The organism is Cedecea sp. P7760 (assembly GCF_013386425.1).
Lineage (GTDB): Bacteria > Pseudomonadota > Gammaproteobacteria > Enterobacterales > Enterobacteriaceae > Cedecea > Cedecea selenatireducens.
The window spans coordinates 1-18,749 of record NZ_JACARU010000024.1; the positions used below are offsets into that span (position 1 = coordinate 1).

Here is an 18,749-nt window from a genome sequence, read left to right on the forward strand (position 1 = left end):
TTCAGCTTAGTTCAGGATTAAATTGATGGTTATGCGGATGCATGACGGTCAATAACAGAATTTGCCTGGCGGCCGTAGCGCGGTGGTCCCACCTGACCCCATGCCGAACTCAGAAGTGAAACGCCGTAGCGCCGATGGTAGTGTGGGGTCTCCCCATGCGAGAGTAGGGAACTGCCAGGCATCAAATAAAACAGAAAACCTCAGCCTGACGGCTGGGGTTTTTTGTTTATGTGGTATCAGGAAATTATCTGCACGAGCATGGGCATGCGACAAACGTGTCGGGAACACGTTTGAACGCCGTGTGCGGCGGCCCCGAAGGGGCGAGTATCAGGATGATACGAGTACTGTAGGAACTGCCAGGCATCAAATAAAACAAAAAACCTCAGCCTGACGGCTGGGGTTTTTTGTTTTTCCAGTAGTAACAATTTGCGAAAAGCTTAGCCTGCTCACAAAAAACACTGTAACAACTGCGCAACAAGAAACTTCACCTCACGAATTTTGTTTCTCCTGCTTTACTGGATCCTGGGTTATTACGCTCGTTCAGGAAGACAGGAAAATATAATGACTGAATCAACAAGTGAAGAGAGTATTGCGCTAACGGCTGCGGATACCCGTCGTCGCGTCTGGGCCATTGTCGGCGCCTCATCAGGGAATCTGGTTGAGTGGTTTGATTTTTATGTTTACTCATTCTGCTCGCTCTATTTCGCACACATCTTTTTTCCCACGGGAAATACCACTACCCAACTGCTGCAAACGGCGGGTGTCTTTGCCGCTGGTTTTCTGATGCGGCCGATTGGCGGCTGGCTGTTTGGCTATATCGCTGACAAACATGGACGTAAAAACTCCATGCTGATCTCCGTCTGCATGATGTGTTTTGGATCGTTGGTGATTGCCTGCCTGCCAGGATACGCCACCATCGGTACATGGGCTCCTGCGTTATTACTTCTGGCTCGCTTGTTTCAGGGCTTATCTGTGGGAGGAGAGTATGGAACCAGCGCGACATACATGAGTGAGGTGGCGGTTGAAGGTCGTAAAGGATTTTACGCCTCATTCCAGTATGTGACGCTCATTGGCGGGCAGCTTACTGCATTGCTAGTTGTGGTTATCCTGCAGCAAGTGCTGAGCGATGAGGATTTACGAAGCTGGGGATGGCGGATCCCATTCGCGATTGGCGCCGTACTGGCCATTGTTGCCCTTTATCTTCGTCGTTCGCTGGATGAAACGTCAGATAAAGCGACTCGGGCGCACAAAGATGCCGGAACGCTATCCGGGCTATGGAAGAACCGTAAAGCGTTCATTATGGTGCTCGGCTTTACTGCCGGCGGGTCTCTGGCTTTTTATACTTTCACCACTTATATGCAGAAGTATCTGGTAAATACGGCGGGGATGCATGCCAATACGGCCAGCGCGCTGATGACCTTTGCTCTGTTTATTTTCATGGTGATCCAGCCGTTCTTCGGTGCGCTATCGGATAAAATCGGACGGCGTAGCTCAATGCTATGTTTTGGCGGGTTAGCGGCGGTGCTGACTGTGCCTATCTTGACGGCTTTGCAAAATGTTAGCTCGCCGTATGCAGCCTTTGCACTGGTGATGGCGGCGATGATCATTGTCAGCTTTTACACTTCAATTAGCGGCATTCTGAAGGCTGAAATGTTCCCACCAGAAGTCCGTGCCCTGGGCGTTGGGCTCTCCTATGCGGTTGCTAATGCTCTGTTTGGCGGCTCTGCGGAATATGTCGCTCTGTCACTAAAATCGATCGGCAGTGAAACTATCTTCTTCTGGTATGTTTCCGGGATGGGAGCGCTGGCGTTTGTGGTTTCTTTGCTGCTGCACCGCAAAGGAAAAGGCATCAAACTCTAGAAAGAAAAAGCCCTGCAGTGCAGGGCTTAAACATTTAAAGAATGCGGCTTATCAATCGGTCGATACGGATACGACGCAGGCGGCGAATCAGCTTACGAACTTTCACCGGATATTCGGCGATGCTTTGCAGATCGCGATAATGTTGAACGACCGTCGTATGGGTGCGGATAAGCTCCAGCTCTCTGGTACGAATGCCTTCCAGCTCTCTTTTCGGATCGTGGATCAGCAGGGCATTCTCCAGGTCCAGACGCCAGGCGCGCGGGTTAAGGTTATTCCCGGTCAGCAGCATCCACTCGTTGTCCACCCACATTCCTTTCAGGTGATAGCTGTTATCCCCGTCTTTCCACAAACGCACAATCAGTTGCCCGGTATTCACATAATACTGCAGGCGGCTAAGGAAGCGGCGCAGGTTAATCTCGTAGAGGTAAGGCAGGGCACCGATAATCTTAAACGGCTGATCTTCGGGAATATAGAAATCGTTGGCCGTTTTGTCGCCAACGATAATCTCAACCTGTTTGCCATCTCGCAGTAGCTGAATGATATTACGCACCAGCACCGCAGGCAGGTTGAAATACGGCGTGCAGATAGTGAGCTTTTGCTCGGCACACGGCATAAGATGGAAGATGGTTTTATTCAGCAGGCTGGATTTCCCCAGCCCAACCAGCGGCGTAACCGACAGCTGATCGTTGTCCGCATCACCCTGGAAGATAAAGCTGGCATCCCGCAGCTCCTGACGGAACAGGCGAATGTCGTTTTTGATTTCCGGGCTTTTTGGGCGTTCGGCGACGTCCAGTCGATGAACCGCGCGGCCATTCACCAGATTCTGGTTCACCCAACCATACATAATGTCCGCTAACGAGCGATTGCGGATGACCTGATAGCGGTCATAACGATACTTATCATGCTGATGCAGATAGACATCATTGAGGCTGGCACCGCTGTAGAAAACGCTGTCATCAATGATAAAACCTTTGAAATGCAACACGCCAAGCGCTTCGCGAGTATTGACGGGAACGCCGTAGACCGGAATATTTACATCCGGAAACTGCTCTGCCATGCGGTGATACCAGTCCGCATTGGTGTTGGTTGCGGCAACACCAATACGTCCGCGCTGAGCACGGTGCCAGTCAACCAGCACGGTAACTTCCAGGTCCGGCCGCTGCTGTTTAGCCTGATAAAGCGCGGACAGGATCCCATTGCCGCCGTCATCCTGCTCAAGATACAGCGCAATGATGCAGATGCGTTGCGTTGCGCCCGCTATTTTTTTCAGCAGCGTTTCGCGGAAGTCCGCAGGGGAGAACAGGGTTTCTACATCATCAACTGATTGAGAAAGCTTCGGTAACTGGGCAAGGTGTTGTTGATGTTTATTACGTTTAAATTTAGACAACATCACAGTGCTTATCTTCTCTTTTCATTGGATGGCCTTCTGCAAAATCCAGACGTCAGAACCTGCTGATAATACCACTACTGCCACGCAAAGTGAGTATGTTTTCCAGTACGTTACTCACGAATCTGCGCTTTCGCCCAGTGGGAGCATCAGGCTCACAATGCCATCTTCCAGCTGAATATCGACGCTGAAACCCAGTTTACGGGCCAGAGCAATCATGCCCTGGTTATTCGGCATCGTGATGCCATTTAGCTGCTGAATACCGTGTTGTCTGGTGTAGTCGATGAGTTTAGCCAACAGGCGGCGGCCCAGCCCAAGCCCTTTCAGGTCGGAGCGTACCAGCACGGCAAACTCGGCATCCACGTTATCCGGATCGGAAATTGCGCGCGTGACGCCGAGGATCTCATCGCTGCCTTTCATTCGACGAACGGCAACAAACGCCATTTCCCGATCGTAGTCGATCTGCGTCATATTGGCTAAATCTTCGTGGGTAAATTCATTGATCTCGCTGAAATAGCGATAGTAGAGATCTTCTTTAGTTACCTGGGCAATAAAGCGCTGCAGCTGAGGTTCATCTTCGGGAAGGATCGGGCGGAACAGGCAGCGATCGCCATTTTTGAGCTGTACAATCTCTTCCAGTTGATGAGGATAAGGACGAACGGCCAGGCGGGAATCCGCATCTCCGGTAAATTCGGCTAACTCAAGTGTGACATCTAACAAAGTAAAGTCACTGCCGGAGGCTAACAGCGGGTGGATATCAAGCCGGACTATCTCCGGGCAATCGATGATCAGGTTAGAGACCCGCACCAGAACCTCGCTGATGCCGGCGATGTCCAGCGGGCGTAATGCGCTCCTGCTGCGGATCTTGCCGCTTTTAATCGCCTGAATAACAAGATAGCGGGCAAGATTCATGTTTAAAGGAGGGAGAGCCACGGCAGCCTGTCGCTCGGGCCGCCATTCTACGCCGCCTTCCCCCAGCATGATCAATGGGCCAAATACCGGGTCATGCTCAACGACAACCCGAAGCTCCTGTGCCCCCGCGCGGTTTGCCATACTTTGCACCAGCAGGCCATGAATCCGCGCCTGCGGCCAGGTCATTTTTACACGGTCAATAATGGCTTCTGCTGCCTGCTGAACCTCACTGGCCGTCCGTAAATAAAGCATTACCCCCTGAACTTCCGACTTATGGGGAATATCCGGTGAGCGAAGTTTTAACGCCACGGGATAGCCAATTTGCTCGGCGATGTGCACGGCTTCCGCACTGTCACTTGCAATCCATGTTGGCAGCGTCGTTAAGCCATAGGCTTCAAGCACGGGCCTGACTTCATGAGTATCGAGCGTGGTTGCTCCCTGATGCAGCGCCTGCTGGATCAGGTGGTGAGCTTCGCCGGTGTTAGCCGTCAGGTTAGCGGGTAGCGCGGGGATCTCGCGCAGCTGCTTCTGATTACGGCGATACTCCACCATATGCATAAACGCCGTTACCGCCCCTTCCGGGGTTCGGTAGGTCGGGATCCCGGCATCGCTAAACAGGCGTCTGGCCTCCTGGGAGGAAAACTCACCGCACCAGTTGGTAAAAATGGTCAGGTATTTCCCACGAGGGTGCCGCTGTAGCAAATCGATCAACGCGAGAGCGCTTGCGGTTCCGGGAGCGGCGGCGCTGGGAGAATGAATCACCATTAGAGCATCAAAATCATGGCTATCCAGCAATTTTTCTACGGCCAGCAGATAACGGCCGGGCGTTGCGTCATCACGGAGATCTATCGGATTTCCGGCTTCAACACCTGAAGGAAGCACTGCTGCAAGCGCCTTTGTAGTTTCTTCGCTTAACGTAGCCAGCTTGCCGTTTCGCAGCCATAGTTCATCCAGCGCCAGCGCCGCAGGAGCCGCCCCATTACTGACAATCATCAGACGTTCGCCGCGCAGAGGGCGCATATGGCTGAGGGTTTCAACGGCGGAAAACAGTTCATGCGTGTCCTGTACACGCAGTAAACCAGCCCGCTGAATTGCCGCATCCCAGGCGGCATCCAGGCCAGGATGCGTTTTCAGCAGGGTTTGGGCTTTGCTGCTGCGTCCGCTTTTGATAACCAGAATAGGTTTATTACGTGAGGCGCTTCGCGCGGCAGAGACAAAGCGACGGGCATCGCTAAGATGTTCAAGATAAAGCAAAATGGCGCTGGTTTTGGTATCTCTTGCGAGGTAATCAAGCAGCTCGTCCACGTCGATATCCAGGCTATCACCGAGGGCGATAAACCAGGAAAAGCCCATTTCACGTTGCTGCGCCCAGTCCAGAATGGTGTTTGAAACTGCAGCGGACTGGGAAATGAACGCCAGCTTTCCCTTTTGGATCGGCACCGGAGAAAAGCTGGCATTTAATCCCTGCCAGGGCGCTAAAAGACCAAGGCTATTGGGGCCTAGCAGACGAATTTGCCAGCGTGCCGCGCAGGCCAGCAATTCAGGCAGTTGCTCGGGGGGAGCTGATAAGATAATGCAGGCTTTGCAGCCTTTGCTTCCCAGCTCGTCTAGCAGCGTCAGGTTACGGCCTGAATGGGTACAGATAATCGCGAGGTCGGGCGCAAGCGGCAGGCTGGCGATATCCGGCCAGGCCAGCACCCCGCAAACGGCTTTATGGGTTGGCGTGACCGGCATGACCGGGCCGTTGAACCCGCCGGCAAGCAAATTACGCATCATTAAATAACCGGCGCGATCGGGCTTTGCCGAAGCGCCGATGACGGCAATCGATTTTGGACGCAGCAGCGCTTCCAGGCCTCGTTGACTCACGACTCTCTCCCCTGAGTGATGTTCAGGAGAGTCTAAACGTTTTCTTCAACTTCTGCTGTGACGCTGCCCTGATGATGCGGTTTCCCCGCCAGATAACGCTCACGGAAAAGGGTAAAGTGCTGCGTTAGCCCTTCAGATGCAGCGGTATCCCCCGCCAGTTCAAGCAGGGCTGCGGCGACTTCTGCGGTGCAGTACTGGCCCTCGGCGTGCGCTTCTCGCAGGCGATAAGCAGAGGTAATGCTCAGGTCAACGGAAATTACCGGCAGCGCGTCGAGGTAAGGGCTTTTACGGAACATTTTGCGCGCTTCGGTCCAGGTACCGTCAAGCATAATAAACAGCGGTGGTTTCCCGGTGACTGGCGGCGTGGTAAGAACTTCCCGCTCTCCGTTAGCATAGGAAGCGGGGAAAACGACCATCGGCTGATAGTTCGGATTAGCGACAAGTTCCAGCAGCGCCTCTGGCGGCTCCGTGCGTGACCATTGAAACGCCTCTGTGTCCGGCAAAACATCGGCGATTAGCCGGCCAGTGTTGCTGGGCTTCATGGGCTCAGTGTCGAACATGACCAGGCAAAAGCGGCTACGCGCATTTTGCGGCTGAAGCGTCTCGCACAGGCAGTTTTTCAGCGGCAACAGGCAACGCTGGCAGCGGCGAACGCGATTACCACGGGCAAGAAATGGGCGAGTTGCACGGGCCAGGCGAGCAGCACGAAGGCGGAGAACGGCGTTTTCTGTCATTAATTAAGGCGGCTTAGCTAAAAACGCTATTCTAACGTAGATATAAAAGAGGGGGCTAAAAAATGCCCCCGCAGGATCAGATATTTTCGTCCAGCCAGCTATCGAACGGGGCTTTTGGCATCGCGCCATTCAGCATGTCAACGACCTGGCCATTCTTGAAGATCATAATGGTTGGGATGCTGCGAATACGAAAACGGGCGCTGAGCTCCTGTTCAGCCTCGGTATTGACCTTAACAAAACGGACTTTGCCGCTGCGCTCTTCGGCTACATCCTCAAATATTGGTGCGAAGTTAACGCACGGCCCGCACCACGGAGCCCAAAAGTCCACCACGACCGGCAGTTCGTCTTTCAGGAGTTTATCCAGCGTAGCCGTAGTCGCATTGACGACTTCTCCGTCAAACAGTTCATGACCGCAGCGACCGCACTTTGCGCCGTCATCAATACGGTCGTCAGGAATGCGGTTAATGGCCTGGCAGTCGGCGCAAACGGTATTCATAACTAACCTCAAAGAGAATGGTTGAAAATCGGTGTCATGCACCGTGGATGTTTCAAATATGTTACATATTATCGGCGAAGATGGGGAGGCCAACAAAGTGATTTATTCGATGAGTACAATAGTTATTAGCTTTTAAGCAAAGTTAATGGCTAACCCATGCCACATCAGGTAATCTGCGCGCTTCGCGCTCAGCCAGGTGGAGGAAAAATGAACGACGAATTTAAAGGTAAAAGCGGCAAGGTCAAAGTGATGTATGTCCGCGGTGACGACGATAGCGAAAAACGCAGCCAAAACCCGCGTACCGGGAAAGGTGGTGGGCGTCCTGCCGGTGCGTCACGTGGTGAAGGCGGCGGTCGCCGTCCGGCTCGTCACGATGATAAACCTCGCGGCGGGCGCGATCGTAATGAACGTAGCGACAGAGGCGATCGCGGTGAAGCGGCGTCCCCATGGCGCACGGTTTCCCGTGCCCCGGTAGACACTTCACTGTCGGCTTCTGACAATGAAGGTGCAACAAAGCACATCGTTGATCCGGAAGTGATTCGTCGCCAGCGCGCCGAAGAAGCCCGTGTCTACGGTGAGAATGCTTGTCAGGCGCTGTTCCAGAGCCGCCCGGAAAGCATCGTGCGTGCCTGGTTTATCCAGAGCGTTACGCCTCGCTTTAAAGAAGCGCTGCGCTGGATGGCGGCTAACCGCAAGGCTTACCACGTTGTGGATGACGCCGAGCTGGCAAAAGCCTCCGGCACGGAACACCACGGTGGTGTTTGCTTCATTATTAAAAAGCGTAGCGGCATCAGCGTGCAGAGCTGGCTGAATAAAGCCGGGGAAGAAGACTGCGTACTGGCGCTGGAGGATGTGGGTAACCCTCACAACCTTGGCGGGATCATGCGTAGCTGTGCGCACTTCGGTGTGAAAGGTTTACTGATTCAGGATGCTTCTCTGCTGGAGTCCGGGGCGGCAATTCGTACCGCAGAAGGCGGTGCAGAGCACGTTGTGGCGATCAGCGGCGAGACGTTTGGTGATGGGCTGGAAGCTTTCCGTAAAGCAGGCTACACCATCGTGACGACCTCAAGCCATCAGGGTACTCCGCTGTATAAAGCTGAGCTACCTAAGAAAATGGTGCTGGTGCTGGGCCAGGAGCGCGATGGCGTTTCCGACACCACCTTTGAAAATGCTGATATGAGCGTAGCCATTGAAGGTACCGGCAATGTTGAAAGCCTCAATGTATCCGTAGCAACCGGCGTACTGCTGGGTGAATGGTGGCGCCAGAATAAGGCGTAACCCGTTCTCCTGTTATAAAAAAACCAGCTTAATCGCTGGTTTTTTTTCGTCCAGAACTTAGCCATTTGCCTGTGGCAGCTGTGGCATCCAGTCGATGGGCTTTTCCCCGCGCTCTACAATATATTCATTTGCCTTAACGAAATGCCCACAGCCCAGGAAACCGCGATGCGCCGAAAGCGGGGAAGGGTGTGGCGCGGTCAACACGTGGTGACGCTGGCGATCGATAATGCTGCCTTTGCGCTGAGCGTGAGCCCCCCACAGCAGAAACACCACGCCTTCACGGTGTTCATTAATGAGAGCGATAACCTTATCGGTAAACGTTTCCCAGCCAAATTTTGCGTGGGAATGCGCCTTGCTTGCCTCGACGGTCAGCACCGTGTTGAGCAGCAAAACGCCCTGGCGTGCCCAGCTTTCAAGATAGCCGTGGGCTGGGCGGGTAAAGCCCGGCACTGAGGCTTCCAGCTCTTTGTACATATTGACCAGGGAAGGTGGCGGTGCAATGCCCGGAAGCACGGAGAAAGAAAGCCCGTGCGCCTGCCCTGGGCCGTGATAGGGATCCTGGCCAAGGATAACGACTTTGACATCGCCCAGCTCGGTAAACCGAAAAGCGTTAAACACATCCTTCTGCGGGGGATAAACGGTCACGCCCGCAGCGCGCTCTGCGGCAACGGCGCTGAGCGTATTGATAAAGTAGGGCTGCTGTTTCTCTTCTGCCAGCACGTCGTGCCAGGTGAGGTGGGTAGTCATCTCGCTCTCCCGCGAATCTGTAATGTCCGCTAGCTTAACTGCTTCTGCCCCATGAGCAAAATAGTGCGTTGCATCAATGGGCTACGGTACTAAATAAAGTTGAAAATTTACAAAAATTTTAATGACACGCCGTACGTCTAAGTTGATGTAAAACAAATAAAACCAGTAAAACCCTTTTTTGTGGTGTGGATTTAATTGATTTAAATCAAAGAATCGCGCCTGGCGGGCTGATATAAGAACAACAAAGCAACAAAGGTTTTACCAATGAGCCAGAGAGCTGGCCCAAAGAATCAGCACATTACCCTAAGGGAGAAATAAAATGATTACTGGTATCCAAATTACAAAAGCGGCAAATGACGAACTTCTGAACTCTTTCTGGCTGCTCGACAATGAAAAAGGTGAAGCTCGCTGCGTATGCGCGAAAGCGGGTTTTGCAGAAGATGAAGTTGTTGCGGTCAGCAAACTGGGTCAGTTTGAATACCGTGAAATTCCGATGGAAGTAAAACCAGAAGTTCGCGTAGAAGGTGGTCAGCACCTGAACGTTAACGTTCTGCGTCGTGAAACGCTGGAAGATGCGGTTAAGCATCCGGAAAAATATCCGCAGCTGACAATTCGTGTTTCCGGCTATGCGGTTCGTTTTAACTCTCTGACCCCGGAACAGCAGCGCGACGTGATCACCCGTACTTTCACTGAAAGCCTGTAATTCAGTTCCCGCCGTAATAAATAAAGAGCGCCTTCTGGCGCTCTTTTACGTTAGTAAAAAATCCGCACCGCACAGTAAACCAGCATCAACGCCAGAATAATATTCAGCGAACGTCCAAAGCGTTGAAAGACCTTCTGGAACAGATGGCCAGCCAGCGCCCAGCAAAGATTCCCCAAACACCCTATTGCCGCCAGCACCACGCTCATTCCCACGATGCCGCTTATCTCCGCCGTATACGGCAAAACAAAGGTCGACAGGGCTGTGATGCCGTAAAGAATAATTTTTACGTTTAAGAACTGCAGGCCAAAGCTGCCCCAGAAGCCGACCGGCTGAGCTTCAGTCGTCGAGCCCGGCGGCTGGCTGGTGGCAATCTTCAGCGCCAGCCACAAAATGTAAACCGCGCCCACCCAGCTAAGCACGCGGGTAAACCTTGGATCGAGGCTGACGAGTGAGAAGGCGATGCCCGCGCACAGCAGCATGATAATCAGAAATCCAAGACTCATACCCGCCAGCACGCGGGTGCTTTCCCGCAGCCCGTGGCTGGTGGCGGTGCTTAACGCCAGAATATTGTTGGGCCCTGGCGTCAGGGCGGTAATGAGGGTGTACGTCCAAAACGCACTAAAGAAAATGGCGACCACTTGAGTTCTCCTGTGTTTTCGCTGAGAGTACGCAAAGCAGAAACTTTAAAAAAATGAATGTTTCTATACTCAGAGTTCGATGATTTCGATGTAATGGAGGCTGAATGGATTTACGTCGTTTTGTCACGTTAAAAACGGTGGTTGAGGAAGGCTCGTTCCTGCTGGCCTCCCAGAAGCTGTGCTGCACGCAGTCGACGGTCACTTTTCATATTCAGCAGCTTGAACAGGAGCTTTCGCTGCAGCTGTTTGAAAAAATTGGCCGACGGATGCGTTTAACCGAAAGCGGCAAAAAGCTCATGCCTCACGTCTATGAGCTGACGCGCGTCATCGATACCATCAGGCAGGCCGCCAGGCAGGGCTCTGAGCCAGAGGGTGAACTCAGGGTCGCAAGTGGTGAAACGCTGCTGGCGTACAAGATGCCGCGCGTGCTACAGCGTTTTAAGGAGAGGGCGCCTCGAGTCAAACTCTCTCTGCAGTCCTTGAACTGCTACACAATTCGCGACGCGCTTCTGGACGATCGAGTCGATCTCGGCGTGTTCTACCGCGTGGGGAATGACGAAGCGTTGCATATGCAGGCGATTAGTGAGCCTTCGCTGGTGTTGGTGGCGTCGCCGGCACGCCAGGAGATTGACTTCCGACATACGGACAGGCACATCCCGGTCAGTTTTGTGATCAACGAGCCGCAGTGCGTGTTCCGGCAGATCTTTGAAGAACAGTTGAGAAAGCGCAGGATCACGCTGGAAAACACCATTGAGCTATGGAGCATTGAAAGTATTAAGCAGTGCGTGGCCGCGAATCTCGGCGTGAGCTTTTTGCCTCGTTTTACCGTTGAGAAAGAGCTTTTGTCCGGGGAGCTAGTGGAGCTGCCGTTCAGCGAACCGTTGCTGACGATCAATGCGATCTGTGCGCATCATGCGGGGAAGGTGATCAGCCCGGCGATGAAGATTTTTATGGAATGCCTGCAGGAGAACGCTGAGTCGGGGCAATAAAAAACGCCGGGGTTTTCCCGGCGTGGATGTTATCCGTCGACTTTTGTCGATTCTGTCGCAGCAGCCGCACTTGGCTTGCGGCGCTTGCCGACGTTTTTCTTGTCACGGTGACGTACTTTAACGCGCGGCTTCTCTTTGTCTTTCTCTTTCTTCTTCTCTTCGCGCTTGGCCAGTACTTTCTTCGATGGCTTACCGGTCAGCTTCTCGCTTGGCGCGCGCGTGGTTGGGCGCAGCTCATCGAAGACGCGGGACTTCAGCGGCTCTTTCATGTAGCGGGTAATTTTACCCAGCAGCAGATGATCGTGTGCTTCAACCAGTGAAATCGCAGTACCTTTCATACCAGCACGACCGGTACGGCCGATACGGTGCAGGTAGATATCCGCGGTACGCGGCAGGTCAAAGTTGAATACGTGGCTAACGTCAGGAATATCGATCCCACGGGCAGCGACGTCGGTGGCAACCAGGACATTAACGCGGCCGTCGGTCAGACGTTTGATGGCTTCGTTACGCTTGGCCTGCACCATTTCGCCTTCGAGATAGCAGGTGTTGATGCCCGCTTCGCGCAGCCAGGCAACCAGCTCATGCACACGATCGCGCTTACGTACGAAGACGATAGAGCGGGTGGTATCAGGCTGGTTCAGCAAGTGAACCAACAATTTTGTTTTGTGCTCAACGTCATCAGCGCGGTAGTACCACTGATGGATCTTCTTGCGTTCACGGGTGGAAGGCGTGGCGGAAACCTCCACCGGATCTTCCAGCAGGCGCTCAGCAAAGTCTTTAACCGCGTTGCCTTCCAGGGTTGCGGAGAACAGCATGGTTTGCTTGCGCCAGCGGGTTTCTGCCGCGATGGTTTCAATATCCTGAGCAAAACCCATGTCCAGCATGCGGTCCGCTTCATCAAGGATCAGGGTTTCAACCGCGCGGCAGTCGAAGTTTTCTTCCTTAATGTATTGCAGCAGTCGGCCGGTGGTGGCGACCACAATATCCTGGTTCTCGCTGAAAACCTCAGCGTGGTTCATATATGCCACGCCGCCGGTGATGGTCGCAATATCCAGATGGGTATGCTTTGCCAGCTCACGCGCGTGGTCGGCAACCTGCATCGCCAGTTCACGGGTCGGCGTCACGATAAGAATTCGCGGCGGGCCGGATTTTTTACGTGGGAAGTCGACCAGATGCTGTAGCGCTGGCAGCAGGTAAGCTGCGGTTTTACCGGTACCCGTTGGTGCTGAACCCAGCACATCGCGCCCTTCAAGTGCAGGAGGAATGGCCGCAGCCTGGATTGCTGTCGGGCGAGTAAAGCCCTTCTCCTGGAGCGCGTCCAAAAGGCTTTCATCAAGTTCGAGTTCGGAAAAAGTGCTTACAGTCATGGTCTACCTCTATTTGGGACGCCGATTATAGACGTTATGCCCGCGATCTTCATCTGTTTGTGTCTTTCCGTGGTCGCTCGTTTCACTTATGCTACGGCGGTTTCTTTGCAAGGTAGATAAGATGTCGGATCAAAAAGCGGTATTACGTCGGGATGGTTTCACTTTCAAACAGTTCTTTGTGGCACACGATCGCTGCGCGATGAAAGTGGGGACCGATGGGACGCTACTTGGCGCGTGGGTGCCGGTGGTGAACGTGAAAAGCGTTCTGGATATTGGCACTGGCAGCGGATTGCTGGCGCTGATGCTGGCCCAAAGAACCGCCGATGACGTCACGATTGAAGCCGTTGAACTGGATCCGGTGGCCGCCGAACAGGCGGCAGAAAACGCGAAAGGCTGCCGCTGGGCTTCGCGTATTAACGTGCACTGTGCCGATATTCGTGAATGGGCGCAGCAGGCAACCCAGCGCTACTCGCTGATAGTCAGCAACCCACCCTTCTTTGAGCAGGGCAGCAACTGTGCGTCTGCGGAACGCGCTCAGGCTCGCTACACGACGACCCTGGATCATCAGGCACTCCTCAGCAGCGCTGAACAGTTGATCACCGAGGATGGTTTTTTCTGTGTGATTATGCCGGAAACCGCAGGTACGGCGTTCAGCGAGCTGGCGAAATCACAGGGCTGGCATGTACGCTATCGCACCGACGTGGCCGACAATGAAACCCGCCTGCCGCATCGGGTGATGCTCGCACTTTCCCCAACGGGCGGAGAATACTACAACGACCGCCTGGTGATTCGAGGGCCAGACCAGGCCTACTCTGAAGGCTATTGTAGTCTGACCCAGGATTTCTATCTGTTTATGTAAAGCGGCGAGAGTACGCTTGGGCCGGATTCAGCCAGCTGTTCCGGATAATCAAGCGTGTAGTGCAGGCCACGGCTCTCTTTACGCTGCATGGCGCAGCGCACGATAAGTTCGGCAACCTGCACCAGGTTTCTTAGCTCGAGAAGGTTGTTTGAAACCCGAAAGTTGGCATAGTACTCATCAATCTCCTGCTGCAGCATAGTAATCCTCCGCAGCGCTCGCTCGAGGCGACGGGTGGTACGCACGATGCCGACGTAATCCCACATAAATAGCCGCAGCTCATGCCAGTTGTGCTGGATGACGACCTGTTCATCAGGGTTGTCCACGCGGCTGTCGTCCCAGGCGGGCAGGTTTTTACTTTCACGGACATACGGCAAGCGCTTGAGAATATCTTCTGCGGCGGACCAGCCATAGACCAGGCATTCAAGCAGTGAATTTGACGCCATTCGGTTTGCGCCGTGCAGCCCGGTATAGGTTACTTCGCCGATAGCATACAGCCCGTCAACGTCGGTACGCCCATGCTCATCAACCATCACGCCACCGCAGGTATAATGTGCGGCAGGTACGATCGGCACTGAGTCTTTGGTTAAATCGATGCCCAACCCAAGCAGTTTTTCATAAATAGTAGGGAAGTGCTGGCGAACAAACGCTTCTGGCTTATGGCTGATATCGAGGTACATGCAGTCTGCACCCAGGCGTTTCATTTCGTGATCGATAGCTCTGGCGACGATATCTCGGGGGGCAAGCTCTGCGCGCTCATCAAATTCCGGCATGAATCGTGAGCCATCAGGGCGCTTCAGGTATGCGCCTTCCCCACGTAACGCTTCCGTAAGCAGGAAGTTTCTGGCCTGGGGATGGAACAGCGCAGTCGGGTGAAACTGGTTAAATTCAAGGTTGGCAACGCGGCAGCCCGCACGCCATGCCATAGCAATACCGTCACCAGAGGCTATATCCGGGTTGGTGGTGTATTGATAAACCTTCGAGGCGCCGCCGGTGGCTAAAACTACGGCCTTCGCCCGGCAGGTTTCGACCTTTTCAAGATTCCGGTTCCAGACCCAGGCTCCGACCACACGGCGTGTGCCCGGCAGGCCAATCTTGTCAGAGATAATTAAATCGACGGCGTTGCTGCGCTCGATGACCCGAATGTTTGGGTGATTAAGGGCTTTGCTGACCAGCGTGGTCTCAACTTCTTTGCCGGTTGCATCGGCTGCATGAAGAATACGGCGATGGCTATGGCCGCCTTCCCGCGTCAAATGGTAGCTCTCTTCACCATTGGCCAGGGTGTGGGTATCGAACATGACGCCCTGGTCAATCAGCCACTGAACGCAGTGCTTCGCATTGCTGGCGACAAACTCTACCGCATCGCGCTCACAGATTCCGGCTCCGGCAATCAGCGTATCGTCGATGTGGGAAGCAATGCTGTCGGTTTCATCGAAAACGGCGGCGATCCCCCCTTGAGCGTAAAAGGTAGAACCTTCGCTGATTGGACCTTTACTTAACACGATGACGTTGCTGGTTTCAGCCAGACGTAGCGCGAGAGAGAGGCCGGCAGCGCCGCTACCGACGATTAATACGTCACAGACCAGATCGCTATTTGAGTTCATGGTGTTTAATTTACTAAACAAGAATGGCCGCAGCATAGCACCGGGTGGCAATGTGAACACTCTTTTTTTGTTTGAGCGTTGTGTTAACTAAACAAAGCAGCCGATGAATCTCTCGGGGAGAGATGAGTCAAATTCTATAAATAAATCCCCCATAGGTGCGGTAAACGGCAGATTAAATGATGAAATACCTTGATTCATGCGATACTCTGCTCGCTAACTTTTTAAGCATTGATTCAGAAGAATCGGCGTTACCGTTTTGCGAAGCGGAACTTATAATGAAAAGATGCAATCCGCTAAACATGACAGAAAAACAAAGGCGTAACGGAACTTTGCTGGCCTCGGGCACTCCAACTCAAAGCTTGCTCAAAAATGCAGGGTTCGAGTGGCATTTCGATTACGCGTGGAAATTGGGTTTGGGGAGACATTACCTCGGATGAGCGAGCAGTTAACGGATCAGGTCCTCGTCGAACGGGTCCAAAAGGGAGATCAGAAATCATTTAACCTACTGGTGGTGCGCTACCAGCATAAGGTTGCGAGCCTGGTTTCCCGTTATGTACCTTCGGGTGATGTTCCCGACGTGGTGCAGGAATCTTTTATCAAAGCGTATCGCGCACTGGATTCATTCCGTGGCGATAGTGCCTTTTATACGTGGCTGTATCGCATTGCGGTCAACACGGCAAAAAATTATCTGGTTGCTCAGGGGCGCCGTCCACCTTCAAGTGATGTGGACGCTATCGATGCGGAAAACTACGAAAGTGGCAGCGCATTGAAAGAAATTTCGAACCCTGAGAACTTAATGTTGTCTGAGGAACTGAGACAGATAGTTTTCCGTACTATTGAGTCGCTCCCGGAAGATTTACGCATGGCAATCACGTTGCGGGAGTTGGATGGCCTGAGCTATGAAGAGATAGCCGCCATTATGGATTGCCCGGTAGGTACTGTGCGTTCTCGTATTTTCCGCGCAAGGGAAGCTATTGATAATAAAGTTCAACCGCTTATCAGGCGTTGACGATAGCGGATTACTGGAAGGGTATTTAGGCATGCAGAAAGAACAACTTTCCGCTTTAATGGATGGCGAATCTCTCGATAGCGAGCTGCTCAACCGTTTGTCTAACGACAGCGAACTGCAGCAAAGTTGGCAGAGCTACCATCTGATCCGCGACACGATGCGCGGAGATACCAGCGAAGTGCTTCATTTCGATATTTCTGCCAACGTGATGGCGGCTATCGCGAATGAACCAGTGCGTAACGTCGCGCCGCTCATTACTGAATCACAGCCGCAGCCTCAGCAATGGCAGAAAATGCCGTTCTGGCATAAGGTGCGTCCGTGGGCAAGCCAGCTGACGCAGATGGGCGTTGCCGCGTGCGTATCGCTTGCGGTTATTGTGGGCGTGCAGCACTATAACGGTCAATCTGACAGCTCAGCTCAGCCGGAAACGCCGGTGTTTAACACCTTGCCGATGATGGGCAAAGCCAGTCCGGTAAGCCTGGGCGTGCCGTCTGAGACCACGGCGAGCAACAGCAGTCAGCAAGTACAGGAACAGCGTCGTCGTATTAACGCTATGCTGCAGGATTATGAATTGCAGCGTCGTTTACACTCCGAGCAGCTCCAGTTTGAACAGGCGCAAACCCAGCAGGCTGCTGTGCAAGTGCCAGGAAACCAAACTTTAGGAACGCAATCGCAGTAATGAAGCAACTTTGGTGTGCCCTGTCTCTCGTGGCAGGCAGCCTGTTGTTCACCTCCAACGCCTCGGCGGACACTGTTTCGTCCGGGGCGTTGTTGCAGCAGATGAACCAGGCGAGTCAGTCCCTCAACTATGAGCTGGCGTTTATCAATATCAGCAAGCAAGGGATTGAGTCTCTTAGTTATCGCCACGCACGTCTTGATAATCGCCCGCTTGCTCAATTCCTGCAAATGGACGGCCCGCGTCGTGAGGTCGTGCAGCGCGGCAACGAAATCAGCTACTTTGAACCTGGGCTTGAGCCATTTACGCTCACCGGGGATTACATTGTCGATTCTCTGCCCTCCATCGTTTATACCGACTTTAAGCGCCTGACGCCGTACTACGACTTTATTTCTGTCGGGCGGACGCGTATTGCCGACAGGCTATGCGAAGTGATTCGCGTCGTGGCCCGCGATGGTACGCGCTACAACTATATTGTCTGGATCGATACCGAAACCAAGCTGCCGCTGCGCGTTGATTTACTGGACCGCGACGGCGAAACCCTTGAACAGTTCCGGGTTGTCTCTTTTTCCGTGGGCGATCAGGCGAGCGGCCTGATGCAGAATTTAGCGAAGGCGACATTACCGCCGCTGCTGTCCGTGCCGGGAGCAGAAAAAGCGAAGTTCTCTTGGGCGCCTTCATGGCTGCCGCAAGGGTTTAACGAGGTTTCGAGTAGCCGCAGGCCTCTGCCAACCGTCGGCGTGCCTATTGAATCTCGCCTCTATTCTGACGGCCTGTTCAGCTTCTCGGTGAATATTAGCCAGGCGCCGTCGCAGGGCACCAACGGTGAGCAGCTGGTACGCACCGGCCGCCGTACCGTGAGCACGGAAATTCGCGATAAAACCGAAATCACGGTTGTCGGCGAACTACCTCCGCAAACGGCAAAACGCATTGGCGATAGCATCAAGTTCAACGGAGCTGCGCAATGATCAAAGAGTGGGCAACGGTCGTCTCATGGCAAAACGGTGAAGCGTTGCTGCATTGTGATGTCAAAGCCTCTTGTAACAGCTGCGCTTCTCGCTCGGGATGCGGCACTCGCGTATTGAATAAGCTGGGGCCGCAGACCAGTCATCTTTTGACTGTTCCAAGCGAAAAGCCGCTGGTGGCGGGGCAAAAAGTGGAGCTGGGCATTGCTGAAGGTAGCCTGTTAGGTTCGGCTCTTCTGGTTTATATGTCGCCGCTGGTCGGGCTATTTTTGTGCTCCGGCCTGTTCCAGACTCTGTTTGGGACTAACCTGGCTGCGATGTGCGGTGCTTTGCTCGGCGGTGTTGGCGGCTTTCTGCTCGCGCGCGGTTTTTCCCAACATTTCAGCCGTCGTGAAAGCTGGCAACCGGTGATTCTTAGCGTTGCGCTTGGCCCGGATGCCCTGCGCGTCGACACCGCTTCGCCCCCGGCTGAAAATCAGTAAATTCCCTTCGACTGACCTCTCTTTGCACATCCTGCATATGGCTTACCGAAGCTTGCAGGATGAGCAGTTTCCTCACTTTCTGGTTGTAGTGTAGAATGCGGCGTTTCAGGCAGAAGACAGTCACTGACATCCTGCTCCGTACAGCGCGAAGCGCCGAGCTCACAGGCCATTTGTAAGGCA

General features: G+C 53.6%; 18 protein-coding genes and 1 rRNA gene. 11 read left to right on the forward strand and 8 right to left on the reverse strand.

Annotation, left to right across the window (positions count from 1 at the left end; genetic code table 11):
- The first annotated feature begins 64 nt into the window (after nt 1-64).
- Together rrf and HX778_RS10135 are read left to right on the forward strand one after the other, a co-directional pair.
- Nucleotides 65-180 (forward strand): 5S ribosomal RNA (gene rrf, locus HX778_RS10130).
- A gap of 381 nt (nt 181-561) precedes the next feature.
- Nucleotides 562-1,860: an MFS transporter gene (locus tag HX778_RS10135; RefSeq protein ID WP_038479747.1), complete on the forward strand. Its 1,299-nt coding sequence runs from the start codon at nt 562-564 to the stop codon at nt 1,858-1,860.
- A gap of 34 nt (nt 1,861-1,894) precedes the next feature.
- Here HX778_RS10135 and pssA read toward each other — a convergent pair whose 3' ends face one another.
- The 4 genes from pssA to trxC all read right to left on the reverse strand — a co-directional run bounded on the left by pssA (nt 1,895) and on the right by trxC (nt 7,255).
- The gene (gene pssA, locus HX778_RS10140) at nt 1,895-3,250 is read right to left on the reverse strand and encodes a CDP-diacylglycerol--serine O-phosphatidyltransferase (protein WP_176981910.1); all 1,356 of its coding nucleotides are present in this window, start codon (nt 3,248-3,250) and stop codon (nt 1,895-1,897) included.
- Between the two features lie 114 nt (nt 3,251-3,364).
- Nucleotides 3,365-6,025 (reverse strand): protein lysine acetyltransferase, encoded by a 2,661-nt coding sequence (gene pat / locus HX778_RS10145; RefSeq protein ID WP_038479753.1) that lies wholly within the window; start codon nt 6,023-6,025, stop codon nt 3,365-3,367.
- A 32-nt stretch (nt 6,026-6,057) separates the two neighbouring features.
- The gene (locus HX778_RS10150) at nt 6,058-6,759 is read right to left on the reverse strand and encodes a tRNA-uridine aminocarboxypropyltransferase (RefSeq protein WP_176981911.1); all 702 of its coding nucleotides are present in this window, start codon (nt 6,757-6,759) and stop codon (nt 6,058-6,060) included.
- Between the two features lie 76 nt (nt 6,760-6,835).
- Nucleotides 6,836-7,255 (reverse strand): thioredoxin TrxC, encoded by a 420-nt coding sequence (trxC, locus tag HX778_RS10155; protein WP_038479759.1) that lies wholly within the window; start codon nt 7,253-7,255, stop codon nt 6,836-6,838.
- A gap of 207 nt (nt 7,256-7,462) precedes the next feature.
- Between trxC and HX778_RS10160 the strand changes: the two genes are divergently transcribed.
- Nucleotides 7,463-8,533, forward strand: a complete 1,071-nt coding sequence (locus HX778_RS10160) for a tRNA/rRNA methyltransferase (RefSeq protein ID WP_038479762.1) — start codon at nt 7,463-7,465, stop codon at nt 8,531-8,533.
- A gap of 57 nt (nt 8,534-8,590) precedes the next feature.
- Here HX778_RS10160 and ung read toward each other — a convergent pair whose 3' ends face one another.
- Nucleotides 8,591-9,280 (reverse strand): uracil-DNA glycosylase, encoded by a 690-nt coding sequence (ung, locus tag HX778_RS10165; protein ID WP_176981912.1) that lies wholly within the window; start codon nt 9,278-9,280, stop codon nt 8,591-8,593.
- A gap of 319 nt (nt 9,281-9,599) precedes the next feature.
- On the opposite strand from ung, the gene grcA reads away from it, so the two are divergent.
- Nucleotides 9,600-9,983, forward strand: coding sequence for an autonomous glycyl radical cofactor GrcA (grcA, locus tag HX778_RS10170; RefSeq protein ID WP_016537828.1), 384 nt, complete (start codon nt 9,600-9,602; stop codon nt 9,981-9,983).
- Nucleotides 9,984-10,033: 50 nt separating this feature from the next.
- Here the strand turns inward: grcA and eamB are convergent, their stop codons facing one another.
- On the reverse strand, nt 10,034-10,621 hold the full coding sequence (gene eamB / locus HX778_RS10175) for a cysteine/O-acetylserine transporter (RefSeq protein WP_370527383.1): 588 nt from the start codon (nt 10,619-10,621) through the stop codon (nt 10,034-10,036).
- Between the two features lie 104 nt (nt 10,622-10,725).
- Between eamB and HX778_RS10180 the strand changes: the two genes are divergently transcribed.
- Nucleotides 10,726-11,610 (forward strand): LysR family transcriptional regulator, encoded by an 885-nt coding sequence (locus tag HX778_RS10180; RefSeq protein WP_038479772.1) that lies wholly within the window; start codon nt 10,726-10,728, stop codon nt 11,608-11,610.
- A gap of 29 nt (nt 11,611-11,639) precedes the next feature.
- Here the strand turns inward: HX778_RS10180 and srmB are convergent, their stop codons facing one another.
- Nucleotides 11,640-12,977, reverse strand: coding sequence for an ATP-dependent RNA helicase SrmB (gene srmB, locus HX778_RS10185; protein ID WP_176981913.1), 1,338 nt, complete (start codon nt 12,975-12,977; stop codon nt 11,640-11,642).
- 121 nt (nt 12,978-13,098) lie between these two features.
- On the opposite strand from srmB, the gene HX778_RS10190 reads away from it, so the two are divergent.
- On the forward strand, nt 13,099-13,836 hold the full coding sequence (locus HX778_RS10190; protein ID WP_176981914.1) for a tRNA1(Val) (adenine(37)-N6)-methyltransferase: 738 nt from the start codon (nt 13,099-13,101) through the stop codon (nt 13,834-13,836).
- Here HX778_RS10190 and nadB read toward each other — a convergent pair.
- Nucleotides 13,821-15,437, reverse strand: coding sequence for an L-aspartate oxidase (nadB, locus tag HX778_RS10195; RefSeq protein ID WP_176981915.1), 1,617 nt, complete (start codon nt 15,435-15,437; stop codon nt 13,821-13,823). The two genes, HX778_RS10190 and nadB, sit on opposite strands and share 16 nt — an antisense overlap.
- Nucleotides 15,438-15,736: 299 nt before the next feature.
- Here nadB and rseD point away from each other — a divergent pair, with 299 nt between their 5' ends.
- Genes rseD through rseC form a run of 5 tightly spaced genes read left to right on the forward strand, consistent with a single transcriptional unit; the run spans nt 15,737 to nt 18,569 of the window.
- On the forward strand, nt 15,737-15,874 hold the full coding sequence (gene rseD / locus HX778_RS25305) for a rpoE leader peptide RseD (RefSeq protein WP_370527387.1): 138 nt from the start codon (nt 15,737-15,739) through the stop codon (nt 15,872-15,874).
- Complete coding sequence (gene rpoE, locus HX778_RS10205) at nt 15,871-16,446, forward strand: RNA polymerase sigma factor RpoE (protein ID WP_016537822.1); 576 nt, start codon at nt 15,871-15,873, stop codon at nt 16,444-16,446. The genes rseD and rpoE overlap by 4 nt, the downstream gene beginning before the upstream one ends.
- Before the next feature lie 31 nt (nt 16,447-16,477).
- Nucleotides 16,478-17,125 carry an anti-sigma-E factor RseA gene (gene rseA, locus HX778_RS10210; RefSeq protein ID WP_176981916.1) on the forward strand — a complete coding sequence of 216 codons (648 nt, stop codon included), beginning with the start codon at nt 16,478-16,480 and terminating at the stop codon, nt 17,123-17,125.
- Complete coding sequence (gene rseB / locus HX778_RS10215; protein ID WP_176981917.1) at nt 17,125-18,090, forward strand: sigma-E factor regulatory protein RseB; 966 nt, start codon at nt 17,125-17,127, stop codon at nt 18,088-18,090. The genes rseA and rseB overlap by 1 nt, the downstream gene beginning before the upstream one ends.
- A complete protein-coding gene (rseC, locus tag HX778_RS10220) occupies nt 18,087-18,569 on the forward strand; it encodes a SoxR-reducing system protein RseC (RefSeq protein WP_176981918.1) in 483 nt (160 codons plus the stop codon). The genes rseB and rseC overlap by 4 nt, the downstream gene beginning before the upstream one ends.
- Nucleotides 18,570-18,749: the final 180 nt, after the last annotated feature.